The organism is Kitasatospora sp. NPDC101108 (assembly GCF_055584725.1).
In genome coordinates this window covers 304,918-320,241 of the sequence record NZ_JBVJLM010000001.1, presented here as the reverse complement: position 1 = coordinate 320,241, position 15,324 = coordinate 304,918, and the positions used below count along the sequence as shown (strand labels likewise).

The window sequence follows — 15,324 nt, the reverse complement described above, 5'->3', positions numbered from 1 at the left end:
TCCCTTCGGCCGCGTTCGACGATGAGCAGGGAGACACCATGAGTGAGAACAACGGGACGACCCGGAGGCGCGGCGCGCTGCGCAGCCTCGCCCGGGCCGGGGCGGCGCTGGCCGTCCTGGTCGGCGCCCTGGCCGGCACCACCGCGACGAGCGGCGTGGCCCAGGCGGCCGCCCAGGGGCCGTGCGACCTCTACGCCGCCGGCGGCACGCCCTGTGTGGCCGCGCACAGCACCACCCGCGCGCTGTACGGCGGCTACAGCGGGGCGCTGTACCAGGTCCGGCGTGCGTCGGACCAGGCGGTCCGGGACATCAAGCCGCTGAGCGCCGGCGGCTACGCCGACGCCGCCGCGCAGGACGCCTTCTGCGCCGGAACCACGTGCCTGATCACCGTGATCTACGACCAGAGCGGTCGGAACAACCACCTCACCCAGGCGCCCGGCGGCGGGGCCGCGGGCGGCCCGGACAACCTCGCCGACGCGACCCTGGCGCCCACCACGCTGAACGGCCACCGCGCCTACGGCGTGTACGTCGCACCGGGCACCGGCTATCGCAACAACCACACCTCGGGCGTCGCCACCGGGGACCAGCCCGAGGGGATGTACGCGATCCTCGACGGCACCCACTACAACGGCGGTTGCTGCTTCGACTACGGCAACGCCGAGACCAGCAGCAACGACACCGGCAACGGCCACATGGAGGCGATCTACTTCGGCAACATCAAGGTCTGGGGCTACGGCTCCGGACCCGGCCCCTGGGTGATGGCCGACCTGGAGAACGGCCTGTTCTCCGGCGCCGACCCGCACTACAACGCCAACGACCCGACGGTGAACCACCGCTACCTGACGGCCATGGTCAAGGGCGCGCCCAACCAGTGGGCGATCCGGGCCGGCGACGCCCAGTCCGGCGGACTGTCGACCTTCTACTCCGGGCCGCGCCCGAACGCCTCGGGCTACAACCCGATGCACAAGGAGGGTGCGATCATCCTCGGCATCGGTGGTGACAACAGCAAGGGCGCCCGCGGCACCTTCTACGAGGGCGTGATGACCTCCGGCTACCCGACGGAGGCCACCGAGAACGCCGTCCAGGCCAACGTCGTCGCCGCCGGGTACGCCAACGCCCCGGCGGTGGGCACGGGGGCGCTGCGGGGCACCGGGTCGGGCAAGTGCCTGGACGTCCCGGGCGCCTCCACCACGCCCGGAGTGCAGGCGCAGATCTACGGCTGCTCCGGCGGGGCGAACCAGACCTGGACCCGCACCGCCGCCGGACAGCTCACGGTGAACATCTCCGGCACCACGCTGTGCCTGGACGCCTACGGCGGCGGGACGGCCGACGGCACCAAGGTGGTCACCTGGCCGTGCAACGGCGGCGCCAACCAGCAGTGGCAGGTCAACTCGGACGGCAGCGTCACCGGCGTCCAGTCCGGCCGCTGCCTGGACGTCGCCGGTGCGCTCACCGCCGACGCCACACCCGTTCAGCTGTGGAGCTGCTGGGGCGGCGACAACCAGAAGTGGACCCTCGGCTAGAGCACATCAGACCCTGCCCGGGTCGGCCCCGGCCCTGGCCCCGGCTCCGCGCGCTCGCGGAGCCGGGGCCAGGGCCCGTCTTCGAACTCCCGCCTGCGGGGCGACGTCGGGGGCACTCGCCTCGCCGTGTTGTCGTCGGCCGCTGATGGCCCCCGGCCTCCGGCCGGGAGGTGCCCACCGCATGGACTTCCTCCTCCGCCGTGCGACGCACGCACCCCGACGCCGCCCCGCCCGCCCTCCGCGCGGACGACGGGAGTTTTGAAAGACGGGCCCTGGACTGCCGGGACGGCCATGAACGAGGGAACAGCCTGCTACCCGGGCGACTTCCACGTGCCCGCCGCCGCCTCGAACGGTGGGAGCTGACGCCGCGACAGCCGTTGGTCGCCGTACGCGGGCGGGGCTCGACTTCGTCGTCGTCACCGAGTACAACTCCTCGTGTTCGCAGGCTGGTTGGAATCAGAGCGTGGACGGCGACCCGCTGGTGGTACCGGGCCAGGAGGTGACCACTCGGGACGGGCGTCGGCTCGCCCTCGGGCTCCGGTCGGGGCAGGCGGCCGACCGGAGGTACGGCGCCGAGGACGGCGCGATCGAGCGGCAGCTGGCGGAGGTCCGCCGGGGCGGCGGGCTGTGTGGGGCCGCGCACCCGTTCGCGCCGTACGACTCGGGCACCTTCCGGTGCCCGTACCACGGGTTCGAGCCGGTCGAGGTGCGGAACGGCCGTGGCGCTCGGACCCGCTCCGGCAGGTGGACAACGAGGCGGCGATCGCGGAGTGGGGGGCGAAGCCTGGCCGCCGCCCTCCAGAGGGGCGGCGGGCGCCGGCGGCCGGCGATCGGGAGCAGTGACACCCACCTCGCGGGCCGGATCGGGATCCCGCACACCGTGGTCCTGCCGCACGGGCCGGAGCCGGCGGCGATCCTCGCCGGGCTCCCGGGCGGGCCCCAGCCGGATCGCCGCGGGGAGTGCCGTCGACCTGTCCTGCACGCTCAGCGGCGGTGGCCGGACGGTAGGGATCGGTGAAGCGCCGGCGGTCGGCGACAGGCCGGGCGTCGTCGTACGGGCCGAGCTGCGGGGCGTGCCCGCCGGCACGGTGAGCCCGCGCACCGCGAGGGGCCGGGTGCACGATGCCGCACGGCCCCGCACCGGCGCGGGCACCGTCGAATGGCGGCTCGGCGCGGCGGGGCGGCGGAAGCACTCTCCGTCCGCGGCGAGGTCCGTAAAGCCGAAGGCGCCGTGGCGGCCCTCAGCCACCCCGCTCCGCTCGACCCACGCCCGTGAACCGAGCGGCACCGAGCGGCACCGACCGGCACCGACCGGCACCGAGTGCATCGAGTGCGCTGCGTTCCGGGCCAGGGGTCCGGACATGCACCCCCGCGGATGAGCCAGGAGCGTCAACTTGGCGGTATTGGCACATGTCACCGCCCTGAGAGACTGGTATGAAGAGAAACCGCAGGTTGAACCGAGGGTGACGGATTGGCCCGGACCTGGTCGCGTACTGTGGTCAACAGCCTAGGAGGGGACGACGAGTGGGAACCGAAAGCACCGGGGCGGAACAGCGCCAGCCCGTGATGGCGGACGTGGCGAAACTGGCGGGTGTCTCCCACCAGACGGTGTCCCGGGTGCTCAACGGCGCCCCGCACGTCCGGCCGGACACCCGGGACCGGGTGCTGGCCGCCATACGGGAACTGGACTACCGGCCGAACTCCGCGGCCCGGGCCCTGGTCACCCGCCGGTCGCAGACCCTCGGGGTGATCAGCTTCGACTCGACCCTCTACGGTCCCGCCTCGATGCTGGACGGCATCGAGCGGGCCGCGCGCAGCGCCGGGTACTTCGTGAGCGTGAGCAGTCTGCGCTCCCTGGACGGCCGTTCGGTCCAGGAGGCCGTCGACCGGCTGCGCGACCAGGGGGTGGAGGGCGTCGTGGTGATCGCCCCGCAGATCTCGTCGGTCAGCGCGGTGGCCCGGCTCTCCAGTTCGGTGCCGATCGTCGCGGTCGGGTCGGGCGACCAGACCCGGGTGCCCATGGTCTCGGTGGGCAACCGGTACGGCGCGGGAGAGGCTACCGGGTACCTGCTGGACCTGGGCCACCGCACCGTGCACCACGTGGCGGGGCCGGCCAACTGGCTGGAGAGCCAGGACCGGGAGGAGGGCTGGCGCCTCACCCTGCGGGCGGCCGGAGCCCCCGTACCCGAGGTGGAGCGGGGTGACTGGAGCGCCCGCTCGGGTTACCAGGCGGGGCTGCGGATCGCCCGGCTGCGCGACGTCACCGCCGTCTTCTGCGCCAACGACCACATGGCCCTCGGCCTGCTGCGGGCCTTCCACGAGGCCGGCCGGCACGTCCCGCAGGAGATCAGTGTGATCGGCTTCGACGACATTCCGGAAGCCGCCTACTTCACCCCGCCACTGACCACGGTGCGGCAGGACTTCGGCGAACTCGGCAGACGGGCCTTGGAGCTGCTCGTCGGAGAGCTGGAGGGTGCCGCGTCCGCTCCGGCCCAGGTGCAGGTCTCCCCGGAGCTGGTGCTGCGGCGCAGTGTGGGGCCGTCCGTCCGTCGTTGAGCCGGTGTCCGGCGGCCGCGTGCACCGGACGGGCACCGGTCGGCCGGTGCCCGTCCAGCTCTTCGGTTCCGCCTCGTTCACATCCCTTGACATGCAGATTGTTAGCGCTAACAATCTCCGTGAGCGTTAACAACAACGCTTTTCCACTCCGCCGGCCGGGCCACCCAACCCGCTTCCGGGTGCCCGGCCGACGGCCCCCGTTCCGCTACCCCTTGAGGGTGGGGTGGCGGAATGAAGTCTGTCGCCGGTGCGGTGCGCCCTGCCCCGGTCGAGGACCGCACCGGCGACAGCCCAACGCAGGCCTCCCGTACGAAGGATGAGCACGTGACCGTGACCCCTGCCGCCCACGACGCCGACCGGGACGACCGCTACGTCGTCGGTGTCGACTTCGGTACCCTCTCCGGCCGCGCGGTCGTGGTCCGGGTCCGCGACGGCGAGGAGCTGGGCACCGCCGTCCACGACTACCCGCACGCCGTCATCGAGCAGGAACTGCCCGGCACCGGCCACCGGCTCCCGCCGGACTGGGCGCTGCAGCACCCGGAGGACTGGCGCGAGGTGCTGCGCACCGCCGTCCCGGCCGCGCTCGCCGACGCCGGCGTCGACCCCGCACTGGTCATCGGCATCGCGACCGACTTCACCGCCTGCACCGTCCTGCCGGTGACCGCCGACGGCACCCCGCTGGCCGAGACGCCGGAGTGGGCCGCCCGCCCGCACGCCTGGCCCAAGCTCTGGAAGCACCACTCCGCCCAGCCCCAGGCCGACCGCATCAACGAACTGGCCCACGCCCGCGGCGAGAAGTGGATCTCCCGCTACGGCGGCAAGATCTCCGCCGAGTGGCAGTACGCCAAGGCGCTGCAGGTGCTGGAGGAGGACCCGGCCGTCTACGGCGCCTGCGAGCGCTGGATCGAGGCCGCCGACTGGATCGTCTGGCAGCTCACCGGCGCCGAGAGCCGCAACACCTGCACCGCCGGCTACAAGGGAATCCTCCAGGACGGGAGTTACCCGAGCGAGGACTACCTCGCCGCGCTCCACCCGGACTTCGCCGACTTCGCCCGCACCCGCCTGGAGCACCCGCTCTCCCCGCTGGGCACCCGGGTGGGCTCGCTCACCGCCCAGGCGGCCGAGTGGACCGGACTCCCGGTCGGCACCGCCGTCGCCGCCGGCAACGTCGACGCCCACGTGGCCGCCCCGGCCGCCCGCGCCGTCGAGGACGGCCAGCTCCTCGCCATCATGGGCACCTCCACCTGCCACGTGGTCAACGGCGCGACCCTCGCCGACGTCCCCGGCGTCTGCGGCGTGGTCCAGGACGGCATCGTCACCGGCTCCTACGGCTACGAGGCCGGCCAGAGCGCCGTCGGCGACATCTTCGCCTGGTGGCTGCGCCAGGGCCTGCCCGCCGACTACCTGGCCGAGGCCGAGGCCAACGGCGAGAACGCCCACCAGCTCCTCACCCGCAAGGCCGCCGCCCAACCCGTCGGCGGACACGGCCTGGTGGCGCTCGACTGGATGAACGGCAACCGCTCCACCCTGGTCGACCACCACCTGTCCGGGGTGATCGCCGGACTCACCCTGGCCACCCGCCCCGAGGAGGTCTACCGGGCGCTCCTGGAGGCCACCGCCTTCGGCACCCGGGTCATCGTCGAGGCCCTGGAGCAGGGCGGCGTCCCGGTCACCGAGTTCATCGTCACCGGCGGCCTCAAGAAGAACGCCCTGCTGATGCAGATCTACGCCGATGTGCTGCGCCGCCCGGTCTCGGTGGCCGACTCGGAGCAGGGCCCGGCGCTCGGCTCGGCGATCCACGCCGCCGTCGCCGCCGGGGCCTACCCGGACGTGCGGACCGCGTCCGCCGCGATGGGCCGGGTGCAGAAGGACGCCTACCGCCCCGACCAGGCCGCCGCCGACGCCTACGACCGCCTCTTCGCCGAATACCGCGCCCTGCACGACCACTTCGGCCTCGGTGCCGACAAGCTGCTGCACCGCCTGCGCGACATCCGCAACGCCGCCCTCACCACCCCGAGCGAGGACCTGTGAACGCGACCATCGACCTCATCCGCCGCCAGGTCAGCGATCTGCACGGCGAACTGGTCCGCTACAACCTGGTGGTCTGGACCGCCGGAAACGTGTCCGCCCGTGTCCCCGGCGAGGACCTGCTGGTCATCAAGCCCAGCGGCGTCTCCTACGACGAGCTGTCGCCCAAGAACATGATCCTCTGCGACCTGGACGGCAACGTCGTCGAGGGCGAGCACGCGCCCTCCTCCGACACCGCCGCGCACGCCTACGTCTACCGCCACATGCCCGAGGTCGGCGGAGTGGTCCACACCCACTCCACCTTCGCCTGCGCCTGGGCGGCCCGTGGCGAGGCCGTCCCGTGCGTCCTCACCGCGATGGCCGACGAGTTCGGCGCGGAGATCCCGGTCGGCCCGTTCGCCCTGATCGGCGACGACTCGATCGGCCGCGGCATCGTGGACACCCTCAAGGGCCACCGCTCACCCGCCGTCCTGATGCAGAACCACGGCGTCTTCACCATCGGCAAGGACGCCAAGGCCGCCGTCAAGGCCGCCGTGATGTGCGAGGACGTCGCCCGCACCGTCCACCTCTCCCGCCAGCTCGGCGAACCCCTGCCGATCGCCCAGGCTGACATCGACAGCCTCAACTACCGCTACCAGAACGTCTACGGCCAGCCCCAGGCCCGGTAAGGAGCCACCCCGTGAAGAACCCATTGGACGGACGCCAGGTCTGGTTCCTGACCGGCAGCCAAGGGCTCTACGGCGAGGACACGCTGCGCCAGGTCGCGGAGCAGTCCCAGCGGATCGCCGAAGCCCTGAACCGCGAGTCGGCAGTGCCGGTCGAGGTGGTCTGGAAGCCCGTCCTGACGGACGCGAGCGCCATCCGCCGGATCTGCCTGGAGGCCAACTCCGCGGACGACTGCATCGGCCTGATCGCCTGGATGCACACCTTCTCCCCGGCGAAGATGTGGATCGCGGGGCTCGACGCCCTGCAGAAGCCGCTGCTCCACCTGCACACCCAGGCCAACGTCGACCTGCCCTGGCAGTCCATCGACATGGACTTCATGAACCTCAACCAGGCCGCCCACGGCGACCGTGAGTTCGGCTTCATCCAGTCCCGCCTCGGTGTCGCCCGCAAGACGGTCGCCGGGCACGTCAGCGACCCCGCCGTCGCCGCCCGGATCGGCTCCTGGGCCCGCGCCGCCGCCGGCCGCGCCGAGCTGCGCAGCCTCAAGCTCGCCCGCTTCGGCGACAACATGCGCGACGTCGCCGTCACCGAGGGCGACAAGGTCGAGGCCCAGCTCCGCTTCGGCGTCTCCGTCAACACCTACGGCGTCAACGACCTCGTCGCCGCCGTGGAGGCCGCGGACGAGAACGACGTCACCGCCCTGGTCAAGGAGTACGAGGACGGCTACCGCCTCGCCCGGGCGCTGCGGGCCGGTGGGGAGCAGCACGAGTCGCTGCGCTACGCGGCCCGGATCGAGCTCGGTCTGCGCGGCTTCCTGGAGCAGGGCGGCTTCAAGGCCTTCACCACCAACTTCGAGGACCTCGGCGGGCTCCGCCAGCTCCCCGGCCTCGCGGTGCAGCGGCTGATGGCCGACGGCTACGGCTTCGGCGGCGAGGGCGACTGGAAGACCTCGACCCTGCTGCGCACCCTCAAGGTGACCTCCGCCGGGCTCGCCGGCGGCACCTCCTTCATGGAGGACTACACCTACCACCTGGAGTCCGGCCGTGAGCTGATCCTCGGCGCGCACATGCTGGAGGTCTGCCCGAGCATCGCCGCCGACACCCCGTCCTGCGAGATCCACCCGCTGTCCATCGGCGGGCGCGAGGACCCGGTCCGCCTGGTCTTCGACGCCGAGCCCGGCCCGGCGGTCGTGGTCGGCCTCGCGGACCTCGGCGACCGGTTCCGGCTGGTCGCCAACGAGGTGGACGTCGTCGCGCCGCCGGAGCCGCTGCCCCACCTGCCGGTCGCCCGGGCGGTCTGGAAGCCGCGCCCGGACCTGCGCACCTCCACCGAGGCCTGGCTGACGGCCGGCGCTCCGCACCACACCGTGCTCTCCAGCGCGGTCGGCGCCGAGGAGCTGGAGGACCTCGCCGAGATGCTCGCCGTGGAGCTGCTGGTGATCGACGGCGACACCGACATCCGCCGGTTCACCAAGGAACTGCGCTGGAACCAGGCCTACCACCGTCTGGCCCAGGGGTTCTGAGCCCCACGACGAGCGCCGTCCGCACCACCCGCAGTACCCGCACCACCCGTACTACCCGCACCACCGGACGTCCGACGCCCGCCCGCACGGGCGGGCGTCGCCGCTTTCCCGCAGTCCCGGGAAGAAACGGAGCAATCCCGTGCCGAACGACGCACTCGTGTCCCCGGGCGAACTGACGGTCTCCCAAGGGGTGGCCGGCACCCTGCCGGACGGTCGGTCCGTCATCCGCTGGACGATCGGCTCGCCGTCGGGCGTGCGGGCGGAGGTGCTCAGCCTGGGCGCCCGCCTCCAGGCCCTGCACATGCCGGACCGGGAAGGGCGGCGGTCCAACGTCGTCCTCGGCTGCGAGCGGGTCGGTGACCTGCTCGGGGAGGGCGCCTACTTCGGAGCGACGGTCGGCCGCTACGCCAACCGGATCGCCGGCGGCGTGCTGCCGGTCGACGGCACGACGCACCGGCTCAGCACCCAGGAGACCGGCCACACCCTGCACGGCGGGCGGGACGGCTTCGCCACCCGGCTCTGGGAGGGCGTGCCGGTCCGCCAGGGCCGACGGGCCGGAGTGCGCCTGCGCCTGCACAGCCCCGACGGCGACCAGGGGTTTCCGGGGGCGCTCACCGTCGACGTGACCTACCTGCTCGACCCGACCGGGCAGCTGCGGATCGGCTACCGGGCGACCACGGACGCCCCGACAGTGGTCAACCTCACCAACCACGCGTACTTCAACCTGGCCGGCGAGGGCAACGGCACGGTGCTCGACCACCTGCTGAGCGTCGACGCCCGCGGCTACCTCCCGGTGGACGCGGAGCTGATCCCGATCGGGCCCGCGGAACGCCTCCTGGGCACGCCCTTCGACCTGCGCGAGGCCCGGCGGATCGGGGACCGCGTCACCGATCCGGACCAGCAGATCCGCCGGGCCGGTGCCGGCTTCGACCACAACTTCGTACTGAACGGGAGCGGCCTCCGGCAGGTCGCCGTCCTGAGCCACCCGGCCAGCGGCCGACGGGTCGAGTGCCTGACCACGGAGCCGGGACTGCAGGTCTACACCGGCAACCACTTCGACGGCGCGCTGAGCGGTCCGTCCGGCCGCCCCTACCACAGGTACGCGGGCATCGCGCTGGAGACCCAGCACTACCCGGACTCGCCGAACCGCTCCGAGTACCCCTCCACCGTTCTGCGCCCGGGGGAGGAGTTCCGCTCGATGACGGTGTACCGCTTCTCGGCCGAGTAGCCGAGTAGCCGAGTAGCCGATTAGCCAGGTCACCGAGTAGCCGGGTCATCGAGCAGCGGACGGCAGGTGAGGGGGCGGCGGGCCCGGTGGGCCCACCGCCCCCTCGGCGTTCAGTGCACGGCGAGGACCCGTACGCCCCAGGCGCCGAGGGTGGGTGGCCGGTCGGCGCGTACCGGGGGGTGCCGTCCACGACGTCGGTCAGCACGCGGCCGCCGTTCGCGGCGCTCCCGGAGTCGGTGTCAGGCGTGGTACGGGGCCGGGGCGGTGCTCTCGCGGATGATCAGTTCCGGTGCCATGAGGTGGAGCTGGTCCTCGGGTTGGCTGCCGGTCGCGGTTGCGGTGATTCGTGCCATGACCTGTTCGACGGCGATCTGTCCGAGGTCCTTCCGGGGGCCGGTGACGGAGGTGAGGCGGGGGGAGTGCTGTTCGGCCAGCGGGTCGGGGCAGATCGCGATGACGGAGGTGTCCTCCGGTACGGTCCGCCCGCCGGCGCGCAGGAGGCTGAGGAGGGGGCCGATGGCGGTTTCGTTCTGGACGACGAAGGCGGTGGTGTCGGGGCGGTCGGCGAGGATGCGGGCGAGGGTGCCGGCGGTGCTCTCGTAGGTGCCCTCGCAGGGGCGGTGAACGGTGCGGAGCCGGCGTTGCCGGGCGCGGGCGCGGAAGCCGTCCAGCGTGCGTTGGGCATAGCCGGCGTGGCGTTGGTAGACGGTGTTGCTGTAGCCGATGAAGGCGATGTCGCGGTGGCCGAGGTCGGCGAGGTGGTCGGCGCACAGGGCGCCGGCGGTGGCGAAGTCGTGGTCGACGCAGGAGAGTCCGGTGGGGTCGTCGGGCAGTCCGATGAGTGCGGCGGGGATGTTCTGGGTGTGAAGGACGGGGATGCGGTCGTCGTCGAGGCGGACGTCCATGAGGATGACGCCGTCGGCGAGTCCGGTGGCGGTGACGCGGCGGAGGCCTTCGGGGCCTTCGTCGTTGGTGAGCAGGAGGACGTCGTAGCCGTGTTCGCGGGCGGTGACCGTGGCGGCGATGGCGATCTCCATCATGGTGGGCACGTGCACCTCGGGGTTGAGCGGCACGACCAGGGCGATGATGTGGGAGCGCTTGCCGGCGAGGGCGCGGGCACCCGCGTTGGGGTGGTAGCCGAGGTCGGTGACGGCCTGCTCGATGCGGAGCCTGGTCTCGTCGGAGATGGGGCGCTTGCCGCTGAGGGCGTAGCTGACCGTGCTGGACGAGACGCCGGCGTGCCTGGCCACATCGGCGAGTGTCACCATGGTTGTGCTTCCTTCGTGTCGGTTCGGGTGAGGTGTGTTCCCGTTCGTGCGGTGGAGGAGGCCCGAGGAGGGACTGCTCCGGTGCGTGGGGCCCGTGGGGCCGGGTGCGGACTGCTCAGCCCTTGATCGCGCCGGTGCGGACGCCGGTGCGCAGGTGCTTCTGTACGAACGGGTGCACGATCACCAGTGGTACCAGGGTGAGGGCCACGATCGCCATCCGGTGGCCGTCCGCGCAGAAGAGCGCGGTGACGGTGACGGCGGTGACGGCAGAGCGCGTTGACGTCGGCCGCGCAGTCCCTGGGGTGATGCCGCGGGGATCGCTGATCCTGCGGTTCGACCGGATCGCATAGTGGTGCGGCCCCTCCTCACCGAAGCGTCGAAGCGCTTGAATGTTTCGGCGAGACTAACGACGCGTCACCAGTTGGGCAAGGGGCTGGACGCAGCAGATTCCATTGCTTCCCAGGACAGTTGACAGGCCCGTACAGGGCGTGTCAGCGTCGAGGCGCTTCGACTCGTGACGACCGAGCCCGGCCCGGACCCGAACTCCCAGAAACCTCATGAGGTGACGTGACTACCCAGGCCTTCCCGGAACTGCCGCCCGGTTTCCGGTTCGGCGCGGCCACCGCCGCCTACCAGATCGAGGGCGCCCACGACGAGGACGGCCGGGGCCCGTCCATCTGGGACACCTTCAGCCACACCCCGGGCCGCACCCTCGGCGGCGCCACCGGCGACACCGCCTGCGACCACTACCACCGCTACCCCGAGGACGTCGCCCTGCTGCGCGAACTCGGCGTCGACGACTACCGCTTCTCGATCTCGTGGTCGCGCCTGCTGCCGCAGGGCACCGGCCCGCTCAACCCGAAGGGCCTGGACTTCTACGACCGGCTGATCGACGAACTGCTGGCCGCCGGGATCGCGCCCGCCGCCACCCTCTACCACTGGGACCTGCCGCAGGCCCTGGAGACTCCGTCGAACAGCGGCTCCGGCGCGGGCGGCGGCTGGCGGGTGCGGTCCACCGCCGAGGCCTTCGCCGAGTACGCCAACGTCGCCGCCGACCGCTACGGCGACCGGGTCGAGCGCTGGATCACCCTCAACGAGCCGTTCTGCTCCGCCTTCGTCGGCTACGCCGAGGGCCGGCACGCGCCCGGCGCCCGGGAGGGCCACGGGGCCCTGGCGGCCGCCCACCACCTGCTGGTCGGCCACGGGCTGGCCGTGCGGGAGCTGCGTGCCGCCGGCGCCCGCGAGGTGGGCATCACGCTCAACCTCGACCGCCTGCACGCCGCCTCCGACCGGCCCGAGGACCTCGCCGCCCTGCGCCGGGCCGAGGTGCTGCACAACGAGGTCTGGACCGAGCCGCTGTTCGCGGGGCGCTACCCCGAGCACGAGGCGCAGACCTGGGAGGGCCTGGCCGACGGCCCCTGGCGCCGACCGGGCGACCTCGAACTCATCGGAGTGCCACTGGACTTCGTCGGCGTCAACTTCTACCGGCCGGTCACCGTCGGGGCCGCCCCGCACCGCGCGGTGGAGCCCGGGCTGCGCACCGCCACGGACATCGGGGTCGCCGAGACCGACCCGTACGGCACCCGGCACACCACCATGGGCTGGCCCGTCGTCCCGTCCGCGTTCACCGAACTGCTCCGCGACCTCGACGCCCGCTACCCGCAGCTCCCGCCGGTCTGGATCACCGAGAACGGCTCCGCCGAGGCCGACAGTCTCACCCCCGACGGCCGGATCCACGACGCGGAACGGATCGACTACCTGGCCGGCCACCTCGCCGCCGTCGCCGACGCCGTCGCCGCCGGTGTCGACGTGCGCGGCTACTACGTCTGGTCCCTGCTGGACAACTTCGAGTGGGCCCGCGGCTACGAGCAGCGCTTCGGCCTGGTCCGCGTGGACTACGACACCCTGAGCCGAACCCCCAAGGACAGCTACCACTGGTACCGGGGCCTGATCACCGCGCACCGCGCGCGGACGGAGGACACCGCCCGATGAAGTTCACCGACGGCTACTGGCTGATGCGCCCGGGCGTCACCGCACGCTACGCCACCGAGGTCGCCGACGTCCGCACCGGCGAGGACCGGATGACCCTGTACGCGCCCGTCAGACATGTGCGCGGCCGCGGTGACACGCTCAACAGCCCACTGCTGACGGTGGAGTGCTGGTCCCCGGCCGAGGGGGTGATCGGGGTGCGGGCCACCCACCACGCCGGATCGGTGCGGGGCGGACCGGAGTTCGCACTGCCCGGAGCCGAAGCGGGCAGCGGAAAGGTGCGCCGGGACGGCGAGGTGGTGGAACTGAGCTCCGGCGAGCTGACGCTGCGGGTGGACACCTCCGCGCCCTGGCAGCTGGAGTTCTCCGCCGGCGGCCGGGTGCTCACCACGGCGGGCGAGCGCGGCACCGGCTTCGTCACCGACGCCGACGGCCGTCACCACATGCTCGGACAGCTCGCGCTGGGCGTCGGCGAACTGGTCTACGGCCTGGGGGAACGGTTCACCCCGTTCGTCCGCAACGGTCAGGTGGTGGACATCTGGCAGGCGGACGGCGGCACCAGCAGCGAACAGGCTTACAAGAACGTCCCGTTCCACCTGACCAACCGGGGCTACGGCGTCTTCGTCAACCATCCCGGCAAGGTCGGCTACGAGATCGGCTCCGAGTCGGTGGGCCAGGTGCAGTTCAGCGTCGAGGACCAGTCGCTGGAGTACTTCGTCGTCCACGGCCCGACTCCCAAGCAGGTGCTGGAGCGCTACACCGCGCTCACCGGCCGGCCCGCGCTCCCGCCGGCCTGGGCCCTCGGCCTGTGGCTCACCACCTCCTTCACCACCGACTACGACGAGGCCACGGTCAACCGCTTCGTCGGGGGGATGGCCGAGCGTGGGATCCCGTTGAGTGTCTTCCACTTCGACTGTTTCTGGATGCGGGGGTACCAGTGGAGTGATTTCCGCTGGGACGAGGAGACGTTCCCGGATCCGGCGGGCATGCTGGTGCGGCTCAAGGAGCAGGGGCTGCGGGTGTGTCTGTGGATCAATCCGTACATCGCGCAGAAGTCCGAGCTGTTCGCGGAGGGCATGCGCGAGGGCTACCTCGTCCGGCGGGCGGACGGCACCGTCTGGCAGTGGGACCTGTGGCAGCCGGGCATGGCCCTGGTCGACTTCACGAATCCGGCCGCCACGGCCTGGTACCTCGGCAAGCTGCGCGCCCTGCTGGACATCGGGGTGGACTGCTTCAAGACGGACTTCGGCGAGCGCATCCCCACCGACGTGGTCTGGCACGACGGTTCCGACCCGGAGCGGATGCACAACTACTACACCCAGCTGTACAACCGGGCGGTGTTCGAGCTGCTCCGAGAGGTACGCGGGGAGGGGGAGGCGCTGCTGTTCGCCCGTTCCGCGACCGTGGGCGGGCAGCAGTTCCCGGTGCACTGGGGCGGCGACTGCGAGTCGCACTTCAACGCGATGGCGGAGTCGCTGCGCGGGGGGCTGTCGCTCGGTCTGTCCGGCTTCGGCTTCTGGAGCCACGACATCGGCGGCTTCGAGGGCACCCCGACCCCCGCCGTCTTCAAGCGCTGGACCCAGTTCGGCCTGCTCTCCTCGCACAGCCGGCTGCACGGCAGCAAGTCCTACCGGGTGCCGTGGGAGTTCGGGGAGGAGGCCGTCGAGGTCACCCGTGAGTTCACCCTGCTCAAGCACCGCCTCGCGCCCTACCTCCAGCGCGCGGCCCAGCAGGCCCACACCACCGGCCTCCCGGTCATGCGGGCCATGGTGCTGGAGTTCCCGGACGACCCGGCCACCGGCACGCTCGACCGGCAGTACATGCTCGGCGACGACCTGCTCGTCGCCCCGGTGTTCACGGAGGACGGCACGGTCGAGTACTACGTGCCCGAGGGCACCTGGACCAACGTCCTGACCGGCGACCAGGTCACCGGCCCGCGCTGGGTGCGTGAACAGCACGGCTTCCACACCCTGCCGCTGCTCGCCCGCCCCGACTCCGTCATCCCCTTCGGTGCGGACGACCAGCGCCCGGTCTCCGCCTGGGCGGAGGGCGTCGAACTGCGCATCCACGCCTTCGCCGACGGCGCCGAGCGCACCGTCGTGATCCCGCGCCCCGACGGCCCCGGCGAGACCGCCCGGTTCCACCTGCGCCGCACCGGCGACCGCCTCCGGGTGACCACCGACAGCCCGCACCCCTGGCAGCTGCGCATCGGCGGCCCGGACGGCGCCCTGCACGTCAGCCCGGCCGGCACCCGCGAGGCCGAGCTGCCCTACCCGGCCTGAGGCCGGCCCCGTACGCGGGGTCCCGCACGCCACCCCAGGGGGTGCGGGGCCCCGCTCTCCGAACCCGGCGCCCGGAGGTGCCCGTGCGGAGCCGCACCAAACGCCACCTGACGCCCGACGCGCTCGACGCCCTGCTGCGGGCCTCCGCCGGGACGGGGTGCCGGCTCGAACAGGAACTCACCGACGGCTGGTTCAACAGCGCCTACCGCGTCCGGCTGGACGACGGGCGGCCCGCCGTCGTCAAGATCGCCCCGCGACCCGG

Annotated in this window: 9 protein-coding genes; 8 read left to right on the top strand and 1 reads right to left on the bottom strand. The window is 72.4% G+C overall.

What is annotated here, in order from left to right:
- The first annotated feature begins 38 nt into the window (after nt 1-38).
- The 6 genes from ACZ6Z8_RS01455 (at nt 39) to ACZ6Z8_RS01430 (ending at nt 9,523) form a co-directional block, all read left to right on the top strand.
- Entirely contained in the window at nt 39-1,523 is a 1,485-nt protein-coding gene (locus tag ACZ6Z8_RS01455) for an arabinofuranosidase catalytic domain-containing protein (protein ID WP_465605123.1), read from the top strand.
- Nucleotides 1,524-3,047: 1,524 nt separating this feature from the next.
- On the top strand, nt 3,048-4,079 hold the full coding sequence (locus ACZ6Z8_RS01450; RefSeq protein WP_465605120.1) for a LacI family DNA-binding transcriptional regulator: 1,032 nt from the start codon (nt 3,048-3,050) through the stop codon (nt 4,077-4,079).
- A 324-nt stretch (nt 4,080-4,403) separates the two neighbouring features.
- Nucleotides 4,404-6,110 carry a ribulokinase gene (locus ACZ6Z8_RS01445; RefSeq protein ID WP_465605118.1) on the top strand — a complete coding sequence of 569 codons (1,707 nt, stop codon included), beginning with the start codon at nt 4,404-4,406 and terminating at the stop codon, nt 6,108-6,110.
- Nucleotides 6,107-6,775 (top strand): L-ribulose-5-phosphate 4-epimerase, encoded by a 669-nt coding sequence (locus ACZ6Z8_RS01440; RefSeq protein ID WP_465605116.1) that lies wholly within the window; start codon nt 6,107-6,109, stop codon nt 6,773-6,775. Before ACZ6Z8_RS01445 ends, ACZ6Z8_RS01440 begins: the two co-directional genes overlap by 4 nt.
- Before the next feature lie 11 nt (nt 6,776-6,786).
- Nucleotides 6,787-8,295, top strand: a complete 1,509-nt coding sequence (gene araA, locus ACZ6Z8_RS01435) for an L-arabinose isomerase (RefSeq protein WP_465605113.1) — start codon at nt 6,787-6,789, stop codon at nt 8,293-8,295.
- A 139-nt stretch (nt 8,296-8,434) separates the two neighbouring features.
- On the top strand, nt 8,435-9,523 hold the full coding sequence (locus tag ACZ6Z8_RS01430; RefSeq protein WP_465605110.1) for an aldose epimerase family protein: 1,089 nt from the start codon (nt 8,435-8,437) through the stop codon (nt 9,521-9,523).
- A gap of 239 nt (nt 9,524-9,762) precedes the next feature.
- Here the strand turns inward: ACZ6Z8_RS01430 and ACZ6Z8_RS01425 are convergent, their stop codons facing one another.
- Nucleotides 9,763-10,791, bottom strand: a complete 1,029-nt coding sequence (locus ACZ6Z8_RS01425) for a LacI family DNA-binding transcriptional regulator (RefSeq protein WP_465605107.1) — start codon at nt 10,789-10,791, stop codon at nt 9,763-9,765.
- A 567-nt stretch (nt 10,792-11,358) separates the two neighbouring features.
- Here ACZ6Z8_RS01425 and ACZ6Z8_RS01420 point away from each other — a divergent pair.
- Nucleotides 11,359-12,783 carry a GH1 family beta-glucosidase gene (locus ACZ6Z8_RS01420; RefSeq protein WP_465605104.1) on the top strand — a complete coding sequence of 475 codons (1,425 nt, stop codon included), beginning with the start codon at nt 11,359-11,361 and terminating at the stop codon, nt 12,781-12,783.
- Entirely contained in the window at nt 12,780-15,062 is a 2,283-nt protein-coding gene (yicI, locus tag ACZ6Z8_RS01415; protein WP_465605102.1) for an alpha-xylosidase, read from the top strand. The genes ACZ6Z8_RS01420 and yicI overlap by 4 nt, the downstream gene beginning before the upstream one ends.
- Nucleotides 15,063-15,324: the final 262 nt, after the last annotated feature.

What these genes read in the sequence shown, in the direction of transcription:
- ACZ6Z8_RS01455 (WP_465605123.1), top strand. Translation starts at nt 39, where the DNA reads ATGAGTGAGAACAACGGGACGACCCGGAGGCGCGGCGCGCTGCGCAGC.
- yicI (WP_465605102.1), top strand. Translation starts at nt 12,780, where the DNA reads ATGAAGTTCACCGACGGCTACTGGCTGATGCGCCCGGGCGTCACCGCA.
- ACZ6Z8_RS01425 (WP_465605107.1), bottom strand. Translation starts at nt 10,791, where the DNA reads ATGGTGACACTCGCCGATGTGGCCAGGCACGCCGGCGTCTCGTCCAGC.